The organism is Pseudomonas sp. OA65, from assembly GCF_017498305.1.
Lineage (GTDB): Bacteria > Pseudomonadota > Gammaproteobacteria > Pseudomonadales > Pseudomonadaceae > Aquipseudomonas > Aquipseudomonas zanjanensis.
On the sequence record NZ_JAGDEZ010000009.1, the window covers coordinates 70,529 to 84,926 of the forward strand.

The following is a 14,398-nucleotide window of genomic DNA, read 5'->3' on the forward strand; positions in this document are numbered from 1 at the left end:
ATCGATCTCAACGGTAGACCGTCAGCGCCAGGGCGCCGAACAGACAGGTGAACAGACTCAGGCGCAACAGCGCCGGGTGCCAGAAGAAGCGGTACAGGTCCAGCCCCGACAGGAAACGGTCCAAGGCCCAGGCCAGGCCGGCGGCGATGAAAAACATCAAGGTCATGGTGGGCATGTACACGCCATGGAAGGCGATTTCACGGGGCATGTTGAGGTTCCTGGAGAAGCGGTGTGGCATGCGGTATGACATAGCCGGCCAATGGCGATTGCGGATCCAGCAGGGAGGTGCGGATGAAATGCAGGTAGCTTTTCACCCGCCGCAGGGCCGAGGTGTCGAAATGCGGGGCGAAGGGTTCGTCGGTGGCCTGCACACGGCCAATGGCGTGGTCCACCGCCACCAGGGCACGCTCCAGATTGCTCGGGTTCGGTTGGCGGAACAGCCGCACCAGCGCCCGCCCCATCCCCCGGATTGCCTGGCGCCACGGCTGGCTTTGTGCATAGGCCGGGTGCACTGGCAGGATCGCCTGTTCCTTGCGCAGCTCGATGATCGCGTGGCCGACTTCCAGCACCACGAACATCCAGCGCAGCAAGTCCCGTTGCACCCGAGGCTGCCCCGCCGCCAGCCCGTAGGCCTGATGCAGCAAGTCGCGGGTACGACTCTCGAAACCCGAGGCCAGGCCCTTGAGCTTGCCACTGATGGCAAACACCACTTGCTCGCGCAGGTCCTGTTCCAGCCGACGCCACAGCCAGCGGCTGTTGGGCGGCAGAATAATCGCACCGGCCGCGGCGCACACCAGCATGCCGAGGATCATCGCGATGTAATCGTTGATGAAGGCGTAGGGGTTGTAGACCGTCAGGTTGTCCGGCACCGAGCCGGTGCAGAAAAAGATCAGTAGCCCCAGCCCGACCCCGGCGTATTGGGGGCGCGAACTGAGGAACGAGCCCAGCATGATCACCGGTGCCAGCAGCATGCAGAGCAACGGGAAGCCATCGATCAACGGGAAGACGAAGAACATCTCGACGAAGCCGATCAACGCCCCGGCCAACGTGCCGCAGGCCATCTGGAAGGCCATGCGCTTGGGGTTCGGCGTCGCGGCCGACAAGCCCACGGTGGCGGCGGCGATCATCGTCATGGTTGCGCCGCTCGGCCAGGCGGTGGCGACCCAGTAGCTGCCCAGCAACAACAGGATGAAGGCAGCGCGAACCCCCGACGCCGTGGCGGCCAGCCAGTTGGTCTGCGGCACGAACGGCTCGTCCCAGCGCTCACGGTCGTGGCGATGCTCGGCCAGGGACGCGTGGGTCTGAGCGTAGCCATGCAGGTCGTCGACGAAGCGATACAGCAGTTCATAGGCGGTATGGAAATCCAGCCGTTGCCCGTCGCTCGGCGCGGTGTCCTGGAAAACCGCCCGCAGCCGCCGCACCTGGGCCGGCAAATCGGCCTTGTACTCGGCCAGCGCCGCCGACAGACGGGCCGCATCGACGTCGGTCAGGGCCCGGCCACTGAAGCCGTCCAACCGTTCGGCCAGGGTTTGCAAACCAGGTTTGATGGCATTGACGACATGACCCGCCGCGCTGCTGCGCAAGCGCTCAAGCAACTGGTGCAAGGCGTTGAAGCGAGTGGTGATGCCCATGAACTCGCTGTTCAAGCGACTGAGCCGACCGTTGCGCCGGCGCATGTGCGGGTCTTCGAACACGGTCACACTGCGCAGGCTTTCCAGGCCCACGGCCTCGGCAATGAAGCTCACGTTGCGCGCCTCGAACGCCTCTCGCTGGCTGCGTCCACGCAGGCCGTCGGTGACAAACAGGGCAAACACCCCGAAGCGCTGGTACAAGGCATTGCGCATGGCGGCACTGGCGGTTTGCGGCAGGATCGCGGCACTGACCAGGGTGGCGCAAAGAATCCCCAGGGAAATCTCCAGCACCCGCCAGACCGCCGCCATGAATGCGCCTTCTGGATGGGCCAAGGCCGGCAGGCCGATCATCGCCGCGGTATAACCGGCCAGCACGAAACCGTAGGCGCGGAAATTGCGATAACGCGCCGCCCCCGCCGAACAAAGGCCGACCCAGATCGCCAGGCAAACGAGGAATGGCTCAGTGTTCTGGGCAAACAAGGCGATCAACGCCACCATCACCGCCGAGCCGGCCAGGGTGCCGAGGAAACGATAGAAACTCTTGGCGAACACCTGCCCGCTCTGGGGTTGCATGACGATGAACACGGTGATCATGGCCGTGCGTGGTTGTGGCAATTCCAGGCGCATCGCCAGCCACAAGGTCAGGAACGCGGCCAACAGGACCTTGAAGATATAGACCCAGGTCACCCCGTCGCTGCGGGCCCAGTCGAAGAAACCACGGCGCCATTCGAGGCGATGAAGTCGGCGCACGGGGGCAAACAACGCGTTCACAGCGGAGCTACCTCGCATCGTGGCGAGGGAGTTTGCTGTGGGAGCAAAGCTTGCTCGCGACCCAGGCGACTCGATTCATGGAGGACCACATTGCCTTCGTCGCGGGCGAGCCTTGCTCCCACAGCAAGCTTCCTCACCACGGAGCATCGCCCGCAACAGGCACATCACGGCCGGCCTCCAGCCCACCACCCAACGCCGTCACCAAATCGGCATGGGCGCTCAACCGGGCCGCCTGCACCTGCTGTTGCACCTGTTGCTGTTTGAACAACAGGCTTTGGGCGTTGAGCACGTTGAGGTAGTCGGTGAGCCCGCGCTGGAACGCCACCATTGCGATGTCGTAGGTGCGCTGGGCCGCAGCCACCGATTCAGCCGCGAAAACCTGTTGCGTATCCAGGGACTGGCGGCGGATCAACTGATCGGAAATGTCCTTGAGGGCATTGACCAGTGTCTGGTTGTAGTGCGCCACGGCGATGTCATAACCGGCGGCTGCCTCGCCCAACTGCGAACGCAGACGCCCGCCGTCGAAAATCGGCAAGGTGATCGCCGGCCCGACGTTGTAGGTGAGTTTCTTACCGGTCAAGAACTCCAGCGCCCCACCCCCGGTGGCCATGTAGCCGAGGCTCCCCACCAGATCGACGTTGGGATAAAAACCGGCCCGGGCCACATCGATGCCCCGGGCCTGGGCCGCCACTCGCCAACGCCCGGCCACCACATCCGGACGCTGGCCAAGCAGTTCGGCGGGCAAGGCCGACGGCAGCATCAAGGGCGCACCGAGGGCCAGGACCGGACGCTGCAGTTGCGCGCCCGCACCCGGCCCCTTGCCCGCCAGCGCTGCCAATTGATTGCGGCTCAAGGCGATGGCTTCGTCCAGGGCGTCGAGTTGGCGATGGGTCTCGGGCAGTGGGGCCTGGGCCTGGCTGACTTCAAAATGGGTGCCGATGCCGCCGTCCAGGCGCTTCTGCGCAAGATCGAGAATCTGTTGTTGTTGATGGAGCGTCGCGGCGACGATATCGCGCTGGGCGTAGTGCAGTGAAAACTGGATGTAGGCGCGCACGATGTTGTTCTGCAACTCCAGTTGCGCCTGTCGCGCTTCAGCGACGCTGACGTGGGCCAGATCAACCGCCCGTTCGCTGGCATTGCGCTCGCGGCCCCACAGGTCCAGGGCGTAGCTCAAGCCCAGGGAGGCATTGTTGTCCCAGGTCGTGGTGTCGGCCAACTCGCCCGGGCCATAGAACTGATCGGTGGGCCAGCCATGGCGCTTGAGGGTCGCCTCGCCATTGATCTGCAACGACTCCGCGGCCTCGGCAACACCGGCCATGGCCTTGGCCTGACGCACCCGGGCGGCGGCCATGGCCAGGCTCGGGCTGCCCTGCACCGCCAGGTCAATCCAGCGATCCAATTGCCGATCACCGTAGGCTTGCCACCATTGGCCGGCGGGCCAGTGGGCATCGCGGGCGGCCTCGCGGATGGCGGCATCGGTTGCCAGTTGGTTGGCCGGCAATACCTGGCCTTGTGGCGCAATGCCGCCTGTGCCGATGCAACCGCTGATGGTTAATGTCAGAACCCAAACACTGAGAGTCTTCAGCTCTCTGCTGATGCAACGCGGCACTGGCGCAAAATTCCTGAAAGAGGGGGCATGAAGCGATCATGAAGTGCATGCCTGGTAACACACCTGTGGGAGCGAGCCTGCTCGCGATGGCGTCCGGACAGACACATCGAGGGTGGATGTGGTGCCCCCATCGCGAGCAGGCTCGCTCCCACAGGGGATCAATAGGTCCAGGATTGGCGGCAATTCTAGGCACCGCCCTCCCCGGCGATAAGCCGACCTTTCTGCGAATCTTTGTTACCGTTATCGCGATAATCCATTAGTCGGGTCCCGCAGCCCTGTAACTTCATGTCACAATTTGGCACCTCCCAAGAGAGCCCTCCATGGACACCTTGCAAAACATGCGCGCGTTCAGCTGTGTGGCCGAAGCCGGCAGTTTCACCGCCGCCGCCGTGCAACTGGATACCACCACAGCCAACGTTTCGCGTGCGGTTTCCAACCTGGAAGCCCACCTGCAAACCCGCCTGCTCAACCGCACTACTCGGCGCATTGCGCTGACCGAGGCGGGTAAGCGCTACCTGCTGCGTTGCGAGCAGATCCTGGCGTATGTCGAAGAAGCTGAAGCCGAGGCCAGCGACGCCCATGCGCGACCGGCCGGGCAGTTGAAGGTCCACACCATGACCGGCATCGGCCAGCATTTCGTGATCGACGCCATCGCCCGCTACCGCAAGACCCATCCGGACGTGACCTTCGACCTGACCCTGGCCAACCGGGTGCCGGACATCCTCGACGAGGGCTACGACGTCTCCATCGTGCTCGCCAGCGAACTGCCGGATTCGGGCTTTGTCTCCCAGCGCCTGGGGATCACCTACAGCATCGTCTGCGCGTCGCCCGCCTACGTGAAAGCCAGCGGCTGCCCGCAGAAACCCAGCGACCTGCTTAACCACGCCTGCCTGCGCCTGGTCAGCCCGGTCATTCCGCTGGAAAAATGGGTGTTCGACGGCCCGGAAGGCCAGGAGATGGTCACCATCAACAGTTCACCGTTCCTGGTGAATTCCGCCGACGCGATGAAAACCGCGATCACCAGCGGCATGGGCGTGGGGGTGTTGCCGGTATACGCCGCCATCGAAGGCTTGCGCAACGGCACGCTGGTGCGGGTCATGCCCAACTACCGCTCCCAGGAACTGAACCTCTACGCCATCTATCCGTCGCGCCAGTACCTGGACGCGAAGATCAAGACCTGGGTCGAGTACCTGCGCGGCTCGTTGCCGGAAATCCTCGCGGCGCACCAGGCTGAACTGACGGTATACGAATTGAGTGGCAGCCTGGCAGGCACCCGGGTCACGAACTGAAGTCGTACCCGTGCGTGAAGGATGAATTCAGCGCTTGCCCATCGAGCGGCGCGTACCGGGAGGCGCGGCGCCCGGGGTCTTGGTATGGCCATTCTTCGCGCCGTTCTTGTACCACGGCTGTTGCCCGGCGCCCTTGGCCGCCGCCAGCTCACCGGGTTTGAACGGGAACTTGAAGGCGGGGATCGCCGCCTTGACGTCCTCGCTGCTGGAAACATCGCTGTCCATCTGGCCAGACGGTTCGCCTTGCGAGCGTTCGTCCGCGGGCGATGGTATTGAGGAAGTCATTTGAATTATTCACTTGAGTAGGACAACAAACCCGTGGCGAGGGAGCTTGCTCCCGCTGGGCTGCGAAGCGGCCCCATTCTTGTGAGCGCTTCGCACTCAAGCGGGAGCAAGCTCCCTCGCCACAATTCAGTATGCCGGGCTCGGTAGGCGAGCCGCGAAAGGCGGCAGTATACCTGCCCGGTATCCCGGCGCGCAGGCCAGTTTCATCCAACACGAACCACCACCATCGCGAGCAGGCTCGCTCACATTCAATCTTCAGTGGGCACAAAACTGATACCCAACACAGAACCACTGTGGGAGCCGAGCTTGCTCGCGATGGGGCCAGCAAGCCCAACATCCATTCATCCGACAGCAAGCCAGGACAAAACTGACACGCCTGTCAGTTAGCCGTCACCTTCCTGACCGGCTCGCAACGCTATATAAGAAAGCTCAAACTCCTGCGTCCCGAAACGGCCCTTCATATCCATGCGCATCCAGAAGAAAACTGTCCTGCTTGTCGTGCTGTTGGTCGTCCTGGCGGCCCTCGTCCTCTGGTATGTGCTCAAGCCCGTGACCGCCAAGCCCGGCGCCCCCGCCGCCGTTCCGGTACGGGTCGTCAATGTGGTGCAAAAAGATGTGCCGCGCTTTGCCAGCGGCATCGGCACGGTCCTGTCACTGCACAGCGTGGTGATCCGCCCGCAAATCGACGGCATCCTCACTCGGCTGCTGGTCAAGGAAGGGCAACTGGTCAAGAAGGGTGACCTGCTGGCGACCATCGACGACCGCTCGATCCGCGCCAGCCTCGACCAGGCCCGGGCCCAGCTCGGCGAGAGCCAGGCGCAACTGGCCGTGGCCCAGGTCAACCTCAAGCGCTACAAATTGCTGAGCGTCGATGACGGTGTCTCGAAGCAGACCTACGATCAGCAACAGGCCCTGGTCAACCAGCTCAAGGCGACCGCCCAAGGCAACCAGGCAGCCATCGATTCGGCGCAGGTGCAACTGTCCTACACCCAGATCCGCTCCCCGGTGAGCGGTCGCGTCGGCATTCGCAACGTGGACGAAGGCAATTTCCTGCGCACCAGCGACACCGAAGGCCTGTTCACGGTGACCCAGATCGACCCGATCGCGGTGGAGTTCTCCCTGCCCCAACAAATGCTGCCGACCTTGCAACGGTTGATCGCCGCCCCTGAGCAAGCCTTGGTCAAGGCTTACATCGGTGCCGATGGCGCCACCGGGGAACTGCTCGGCGAGGGCCGCCTGAGCCTCATCGACAACCAGATCAACGCCAACACCGGAACCCTGCGGGCCAAGGCCGAATTCAACAACGCCGCGCAACGACTGTGGCCGGGGCAACTGGTGACGCTGAAAATCCAGACGGCCATCGACAAGCACGCCCTGGTGGTGCCGCCTACCGTGGTCCAGCGCGGCCTGGAGCAACACTTCGTGTACAGGATCAAGGGCGACAAGGTCGAGAGTGTGCCGGTGACGATGGTTTACCAGGACAGCGACCTGCACATCATCAAGGGAGTCAACGCTGGCGACCAACTGGTGAGCGACGGTCAGTCACGGCTCAAGCCGGGCAGCCACATCCAGGTGCTCAGTGATCCGCCCGCCCTGGCCAAGGCTGCGGAGCCGCAACCATGAAGGGTCGCGGCTCGATTTCGGCCTGGTGCATCGACCACCCCATCGCCACGGTATTACTGACATTTGCCCTGGTACTGCTCGGGGTGATCGCGTTTCCTCGCCTGCCCGTCGCGCCGCTGCCGGAGGCGGAGTTCCCGACCATCCAGGTCAACGCCCAGTTGCCCGGGGCCAGCCCGGAAACCATGGCGTCGTCGGTGGCGACGCCGCTGGAAGTGCAATTCAGCGCTATTCCCGGCATTACCCAAATGACCTCCAGCAGCGCCCTGGGCTCGACCAACCTGATCCTCCAATTCAGCCTTGATAAAAGCATCGACACCGCCGCCCAGGAAGTGCAGGCCGCCATCAACACCGCCGCCGGCAAACTGCCCAACGACATGCCGAACCTGCCGACCTGGCGCAAGGTCAACCCCGCCGACAGCCCGGTGCTGATCCTCAGCATCAGCTCCAGCCTGATGCCCGGCACCGAACTGAGCGACTACGTCGAAACCCTGCTCGCCCGCCAGATCAGCCAGATCGACGGCGTCGGACAAATCTACATCACCGGCCAGCAACGCCCGGCGATCCGCGTCCAGGCCTCGGCCGACCGGCTCGCGGCCATCGGCCTGACCCTGGCGGACATTCGCCTGGCGCTGCAACAGGCCAGCCTCAACCTGGCCAAGGGCGCGCTGTACGGCGAGTCGAGCATTTCCACCCTGTCCACCAACGACCAATTGTTCCAGCCTGCCGAGTACGGCGATCTGATCGTGTCCTACCGGGACGGGGCACCGGTACACCTCAAGGACATCGCCAAGGTCGTCAATGGCTCGGAAAACGCCTACGTCCAGGCCTGGTCCGACAACGAGCCGGGGGTCAACCTGGTGATCTTCCGGCAGCCGGGAGCGAACATCGTCGAGACCGTCGACCGCATCCAGGCGGCCCTGCCCACCTTGCAAGCGATGTTGCCCGCCGCGGTGCAGGTCAAAGTGCTGATCGACCGCACCCAGACCATCCGCGCCTCGTTGCATGAAGTGGAAATCACCCTGCTGATCGCCGTGCTACTGGTGGTGGCGGTGATGGCGTTGTTCCTGCGCCAGCTCTCGGCGACCCTCATCGTCTCGGCGGTGCTGGGGGTGTCGCTGATTGCCAGTTTCGCCCTGATGTACGTGATGGGCTTCAGTTTGAACAACCTGACCCTGGTGGCGATCGTCATCTCCGTGGGATTCGTGGTGGACGATGCGATCGTGGTGGTGGAGAACATTCACCGGCACCTGGAGGCCGGCGAAAGCATGCGCGAGGCGGCGATCAAGGGGGCCGGCGAAATTGGCTTCACCGTGGTTTCCATCAGCTTCTCGTTGATCGCCGCGTTCATTCCTCTGCTGTTCATGGGCGGTGTGGTCGGGCGCCTGTTCAAGGAGTTTGCCCTGACCGCCACCTCGACCATCCTGATTTCGGTGGTGGTGTCCCTCACATTGGCGCCGACCCTGGCCGCGCTGTTCATGCGCGCCCCGGTACATCATGCCAACAGCAAAATGGGATTCGGCGAACGCCTGCTGGGCTGGTATGAACGCGGCTTGCGGCGGGCCCTGGCCCATCAAAAACTGATGATTGGCGTGTTCGGCCTGACCCTGGCCTTGGCGGTGGTGGGCTATGTGTTCATTCCCAAGGGCTTCTTCCCGGTACAGGACACCGGCCTGGTGCTGGGCACCAGCGAAGCCGCCGCCGATGTGTCGTTCCCGGACATGGTGGCCAAGCACAAGGCCCTGGCCGAGATCGTCGCCGCCGACCCGGCGGTGCAGACCTTCTCCCACTCCGTCGGTGTCTCGGGCAACAACCAGACCATCGCCAACGGCCGCTTCTGGATCGCCCTCAAGCCCCGGGGCGAGCGTGACGTGTCGGCCAGCGGCTTCATCGACCGGATCCGCCCGCAATTGCTGAAAATCCCTGGCGTAGTGCTGTACCTCAGGGCCGGGCAGGACATCAACCTCAGCTCCGGCCCCAGCCGCGCCCAGTATCAATACGTGCTCAAGAGCAACGACGGGCCGAGCCTCAACGCCTGGACGCAAAAACTCACCGACAAGCTGCGCGGCAACCCGGCGTTCCGCGACATTTCCAACGACCTGCAACTGGGCGGCAGCATCACCCACATCAACATCGACCGCAGCGCGGCGGCACGCTTCGGCCTCACCGCCACCGATGTCGACCAAGCCCTGTACGACGCCTTCGGCCAGCGGCAGATCAATGAATTCCAGACCGAGACCAACCAGTACAACGTGATCCTGGAGCTCGACACCGCGCAACGGGGCAAGGCCGAAAGCCTGGCGTATTTCTACCTGCGCTCGCCCCTGAGTGGGGAAATGGTGCCGCTCTCGGCCCTGGCCCGCTTCGACGCGCCGAGCAACGGCCCATTATCCATTGCTCACGACGGCATGTTCCCGGCCGCCAACCTGTCGTTCAACCTGGCGCCCGGCGTGGCCCTGGGGGACGCGGTGCGCCTGCTCGACCAGGCAAAAAACGAAATCGGCATGCCCGCTGCCATCACCGGTAATTTCCAGGGCGCGGCCCAGGCCTTCCAAAGTTCGCTGGCGAGCCAGCCGTGGCTGATCCTCGCCGCACTGGTGGCCGTGTACATCATCCTCGGCGTGCTCTACGAGAGTTTCGTGCACCCGTTGACGATCATCTCCACCCTACCCTCGGCGGGCCTCGGTGCGCTGATCATGCTCTGGCTGCTGGGCCAGGACTTTTCGATCATGGCGTTGATCGGCCTGGTGCTGCTGATCGGGATCGTCAAGAAGAACGGCATCCTGATGATCGATTTCGCCCTCGACGCCCAGCGCAACCAAGGCATGGCGCCCCAGGAGGCGATTTTCCAAGCGTGCCTGACACGCTTCCGGCCGATCATGATGACCACCCTGGCCGCCCTGCTCGGTGCGCTGCCGCTGATGCTCGGCTATGGCGCCGGCGCGGAACTGCGCCAGCCCCTGGGCATCGCGGTGGTGGGCGGCCTGCTGGTCAGCCAGGCGCTGACGCTGTTCACCACACCGGTCATATACTTGTGGCTCGAGCGCCTGTTCCATCGGCCCGCCCAACAACCAGGGTCGACGTCGACGGCGGCGCTGGCAAGCACAGATCACTGAGGCGGGGCCATGCGCGTTCTGATTATCGAAGACGAAGAAAAAACCGCGGACTACCTACACCGCGGCCTGACCGAACAGGGCTACACCGTGGACGTGGCGCCGGACGGCATCGAGGGGCTGCACCTGGCCCTGGAAACCGATTATGCGGTGATCGTGCTCGACGTGATGCTGCCGGGCCTGGACGGCTTCGGCGTATTGCGGGCCCTGCGCGCTCGCAAGCAGACCCCGGTGATCATGCTCACCGCCCGGGAACGGGTCGAGGACCGCATCAAGGGGCTGCGCGACGGCGCCGATGACTACTTGGGCAAGCCCTTCTCCTTCCTCGAGCTGGTGGCCCGCCTGCAAGCCCTGACCCGCCGCAGTGGCGGCCATGAACCGGTGCAGGTGAGCATCGCCGACCTGTGGATCGACCTGATCAGCCGCAAAGCGACACGCGCCGGCCAGCGCCTGGACCTGACTGCCAAGGAATTCTCCTTGCTCAGCGTCCTGGCCCGTCGCCAGGGCGAAATCCTTTCGAAGACCGCCATTGCCGAAATGGTCTGGGACATCAATTTCGACAGTGATGCCAACGTGGTGGAAGTGGCGATCAAACGCTTGCGGGCCAAGCTCGACGGGCCGTTCGAACAAAAGCTGCTGCACACCATCCGCGGCATGGGTTATGTGCTGGAGAGTCGCAGCAATGAAGTTGCCTGACAGCATCGCCCTGCGCCTGAGCGGGCTGTTCACGCTGGTGGCAGCGTTGGTGTTCCTGTTGATCGGTGGCGCTTTGTACCAGCAGGTCGCCAAGGGCCTGGGCCTGTTGCCCGAAGCCGAGCTCGATGCGCGCTATAGTGTCCTGGAGTCCACCGTTGGCCGCTATGGCACGCCTGAACACTGGGTGAAGATCAATAACAAGCTGCGGTTGCTCGGCGAAGAAGACAAGCGCATCCACTTCTGGATCGTCAGTGACGATCCGCGCTTTGAGTACGGCGATCCCGATGGTCAGATCCGCACCTTTGCCCAAGGTCCCTTGGGTAAACGCGACCTGACGTTGCCCCATCGACACTATCCGATGAAAGTCCTGGTGAGCCAGTTCCCGGCCAAGGACCAACGCCCGCCGCTGCGCTTCATGATTGGCATCGACACCGAGACGTTCTACCAGACCCAGCATCGCCTGTTGGTGGCGCTGGTGAGCCTGGCGATTGTCGGCGTGCTCCTGGCTTCGTTGCTGGGCTACTGGGTCGCGCGCATCGGCCTCAAGCCGCTGATCAAGTTGTCCGATGAAGCCCGACGCCTGGCCCCACCTCGCCTGTCCGGGCGTTTGCAACTGTCGCCCTTGCCGCCGGAACTGAACCAGTTCGTCAGTTCCTTCAACGCCACCCTCGACCGGGTCGAACAGGCTTACTCGCGGTTGGAGTCGTTCAACGCCGACGTCGCCCATGAACTGCGCTCGCCCCTGACCAACCTGATCGGCCAGACCCAGGTGGCACTGACCCGTGGGCGCTCCGCCGAACATTATTTCGAAGTGCTGCAATCGAATCTCGAAGAGTTGGAGCGGCTGCGCTCGATCATCAATGACATGCTGTTCCTGGCCAGCGCCGACCAGGGCAGCAAGGCCACCAAGTTGACCAGCACCTCCCTGGCCGGCGAAGTGGCGACCACCCTCGACTACCTGGACTTCATTCTGGAAGATGCCCAGGTCCAAGTCCGAGTCAGCGGCGATGCCCAGGCCAACATCGAGATCGCCCACCTGCGCCGGGCGCTGATCAACCTGCTGAGCAACGCTGTGCAGCACACCGCCCCCGGGCGAATAATCGACGTGCGCATCGAAGCCCTTGGCGAGCAGGTCACCCTCGCCGTCACCAACCCCGGCGCCCCGATTGCCGGCGAACACCTGCCGCGCCTGTTCGAACGGTTCTATCGCGTCGATGCCTCGCGCAGCAACAGCGGCGCCAACCATGGACTCGGGCTGGCCATCGTCAAGGCCATCGCACTGATGCATGGTGGCGATGTGTTTGTGCACAGCGACCAGGGCGCCAACACGTTCGGGATCCGCTTGCCCGCCTGAATGTTCGCTGAATTACAGTGGCGTCGCCCCTGGAGCTGTCGAGCGAAGCGAGGCTGCGATCTTTCTCCTCGCATTCGCATCCTGAGCGAAAGATCAAAAGATCGCAGGCTTCGCCAGCTCCTACCGGGATATTGCGCAAACACTGATTGCCCGCTCTCATCGATCCAAGCACAATCAGCAAAAGGCCAGCATCTGGTTCATTTGCCGGTTTGCAACCCTTTGGGACGGATCCCAACCCTATGACAATGCAGACATCGGAACCATGAGCGCGCGCAGTGCGACACCCGGCAACACCCCGTCTTCGATACGTTCGGAACGGGTACTCGTACTGGCCAGCTCGCTGGTTGTCGTTGCCATCCTGAGCATCGTGACGTTCCTGTTAATCCGCGAACATGCCGCCGCGCAACAGGCCGCGACACGTGCCGCGACCAATATCGTGCAACTGATCGATGCTGACGTGCTGCGTAACGTCGAACTCTACGACGTGTCGCTGCTGGGATTGATCACCACGGCAAAGCGCGACGACCTCAAGGACGTTGCGCCCATGATCCGCCACCTGGCGCTGTTCGATCGTGCCACCGCTGCGCCCTATAAAGGCGACATCCTGCTGCTCGACAAGCGTGGCGATGTGATTGCCGACTCTGCGTCGATCGAACCGCGCAAAGGCAACTATGCCGACCGGGAATATTTCCAGTCCCATGTCCAGAACCCGACTCAGGGCATGATGATCAGTCGCCCGTTCCGTTCCAGGAGTGCCCCCCATGATTGGCGTATCAGTTTCAGCTATCGACTGAACGACGACCGGGGGGAGTTCATGGGCGTGGCTGAGGCTGCGATGCGTCTCAACTACTTCAACCAATTGTTCAAGAGTCTGAACATCGGTCATGGCGGTACGGTCAACCTGGTCAGCCGAGACGGGATTCTCCTGGCACAAGAGCCGCCCTTGGCCGAAGACCTGACAGGCAAGGACTTCAGTCATCGACCGAATTTCATGCGGATCCTGCGCGAAGGCAACGGCAGTTTCACCGCTGTATCCGGCCAGGATCAAAATACGCGTCTGTACACTTTTTCCCAGGTAGGCGACTTGCCGCTGATCGTCGTGGTGGCCCTCTCGACCCAGGATGTTTTTGCGTCCTGGCAACGCACGGCATTACTGGTCAGTGGCGCCACCGGCGCGCTGTGCATCGGTTTACTCTGGCTCACCTGGCTGCTGCGCCGCGAACTGCGCCGACGCCACAATGCCGAACGGGAACTGGCACAGCTGGCCTCTACCGACGCCCTCACCGGCCTGGCCAACCGACGAACACTGGACGAGACGTTGCAACAGGAATGGCTGCGTGCCCAACGTTCGGGGCAACCGTTGTCTGTGTTGATGATCGATGCGGATCACTTCAAGGCGTTCAACGATCGCCATGGTCATCAACAGGGTGACGAGGCCCTGCGGGCCTTGGCGCAGTTGATCGGCCAGCATGTGCGACGCCCCGCCGACCTGGCGGCGCGTTATGGCGGTGAAGAGTTCTCGGTGGTACTGCCGGAGACCACCACTGCGGGCGCCTTTACCATGGCCCAGAACATTCGCGATGCGGTTGAGCAGTTGCCACCGGTTGTCGAGGATGGAGCGCCCATGACGGTGAGTATCGGCATCGCCACTTGGCTGAACGGGCCATATGGTGAGCTTTCGCAACTTTTGTTCGCTGCAGATAAGGCGCTGTACCAGGCGAAGGCCAGTGGGCGCAATCGTGTGGTTTGTGCGATGTAAAGCCGTTTTTGGGGGGGGCTGGTTCTTGAGGGGACCGTGTTCCTCCTGTGGGAGCGAGCTTGCTCGCGAAAGCGGTGTGTCAGTTTGCGGTGATGTTTGAGGTGCCGGCCTCATCGCGAGCAGGCTCGCTCCCACAGGAGCTGCGTGTTGGGCATAAACTTTGTGCCCACTGAAGATTGAATGTGGGAGCGAGCCTGCTCGCGATGGCGGTGCTTCAGTCGGCAAAAATGTTGGATGTGATGGCCTCTTCGCGAGCAAGCCCGCTCCCACA

10 protein-coding genes are annotated in these 14,398 nt (G+C 63.1%); 6 read left to right on the forward strand and 4 right to left on the reverse strand.

Translation table 11 applies throughout. From position 1 onward, the window contains the following. Nucleotides 1-7: 7 nt before the first annotated feature. From J3361_RS10110 to J3361_RS10120, 3 genes are all read right to left on the reverse strand, one after another. Nucleotides 8-208, reverse strand: a complete 201-nt coding sequence (locus J3361_RS10110) for a DUF1656 domain-containing protein (RefSeq protein ID WP_003205331.1) — start codon at nucleotides 206-208, stop codon at nucleotides 8-10. Beyond that, complete coding sequence (locus J3361_RS10115) at nucleotides 198-2,402, reverse strand: FUSC family protein (protein ID WP_207964280.1); 2,205 nt, start codon at nucleotides 2,400-2,402, stop codon at nucleotides 198-200. The genes J3361_RS10110 and J3361_RS10115 overlap by 11 nt, the downstream gene beginning before the upstream one ends. Nucleotides 2,403-2,535: 133 nt before the next feature. Continuing rightward, nucleotides 2,536-4,011, reverse strand: coding sequence for an efflux transporter outer membrane subunit (locus J3361_RS10120; RefSeq protein ID WP_207964282.1), 1,476 nt, complete (start codon nucleotides 4,009-4,011; stop codon nucleotides 2,536-2,538). 320 nt (nucleotides 4,012-4,331) lie between these two features. Between J3361_RS10120 and J3361_RS10125 the strand changes: the two genes are divergently transcribed. Further along, entirely contained in the window at nucleotides 4,332-5,300 is a 969-nt protein-coding gene (locus J3361_RS10125) for a LysR family transcriptional regulator (protein WP_207964284.1), read from the forward strand. 27 nt (nucleotides 5,301-5,327) lie between these two features. On the opposite strand, the gene J3361_RS10130 is transcribed toward J3361_RS10125, so the two are convergent. Further along, nucleotides 5,328-5,525 carry a hypothetical protein gene (locus J3361_RS10130; RefSeq protein WP_243458828.1) on the reverse strand — a complete coding sequence of 66 codons (198 nt, stop codon included), beginning with the start codon at nucleotides 5,523-5,525 and terminating at the stop codon, nucleotides 5,328-5,330. A gap of 525 nt (nucleotides 5,526-6,050) precedes the next feature. On the opposite strand from J3361_RS10130, the gene J3361_RS10135 reads away from it, so the two are divergent. The 5 genes from J3361_RS10135 (at nucleotide 6,051) to J3361_RS10155 (ending at nucleotide 14,127) form a co-directional block, all read left to right on the forward strand. Next, nucleotides 6,051-7,208, forward strand: coding sequence for an efflux RND transporter periplasmic adaptor subunit (locus J3361_RS10135; protein ID WP_207964288.1), 1,158 nt, complete (start codon nucleotides 6,051-6,053; stop codon nucleotides 7,206-7,208). Continuing rightward, on the forward strand, nucleotides 7,205-10,321 hold the full coding sequence (locus J3361_RS10140; RefSeq protein ID WP_207964290.1) for a multidrug efflux RND transporter permease subunit: 3,117 nt from the start codon (nucleotides 7,205-7,207) through the stop codon (nucleotides 10,319-10,321). The genes J3361_RS10135 and J3361_RS10140 overlap by 4 nt, the downstream gene beginning before the upstream one ends. 9 nt (nucleotides 10,322-10,330) lie before the next feature. Next, on the forward strand, nucleotides 10,331-11,014 hold the full coding sequence (locus J3361_RS10145) for a heavy metal response regulator transcription factor (RefSeq protein ID WP_207964292.1): 684 nt from the start codon (nucleotides 10,331-10,333) through the stop codon (nucleotides 11,012-11,014). After that, nucleotides 11,001-12,368: a heavy metal sensor histidine kinase gene (locus J3361_RS10150; RefSeq protein WP_207964294.1), complete on the forward strand. Its 1,368-nt coding sequence runs from the start codon at nucleotides 11,001-11,003 to the stop codon at nucleotides 12,366-12,368. The genes J3361_RS10145 and J3361_RS10150 overlap by 14 nt, the downstream gene beginning before the upstream one ends. Before the next feature lie 262 nt (nucleotides 12,369-12,630). Beyond that, nucleotides 12,631-14,127, forward strand: a complete 1,497-nt coding sequence (locus tag J3361_RS10155) for a sensor domain-containing diguanylate cyclase (protein WP_207964296.1) — start codon at nucleotides 12,631-12,633, stop codon at nucleotides 14,125-14,127. Nucleotides 14,128-14,398 lie beyond the last annotated feature (271 nt).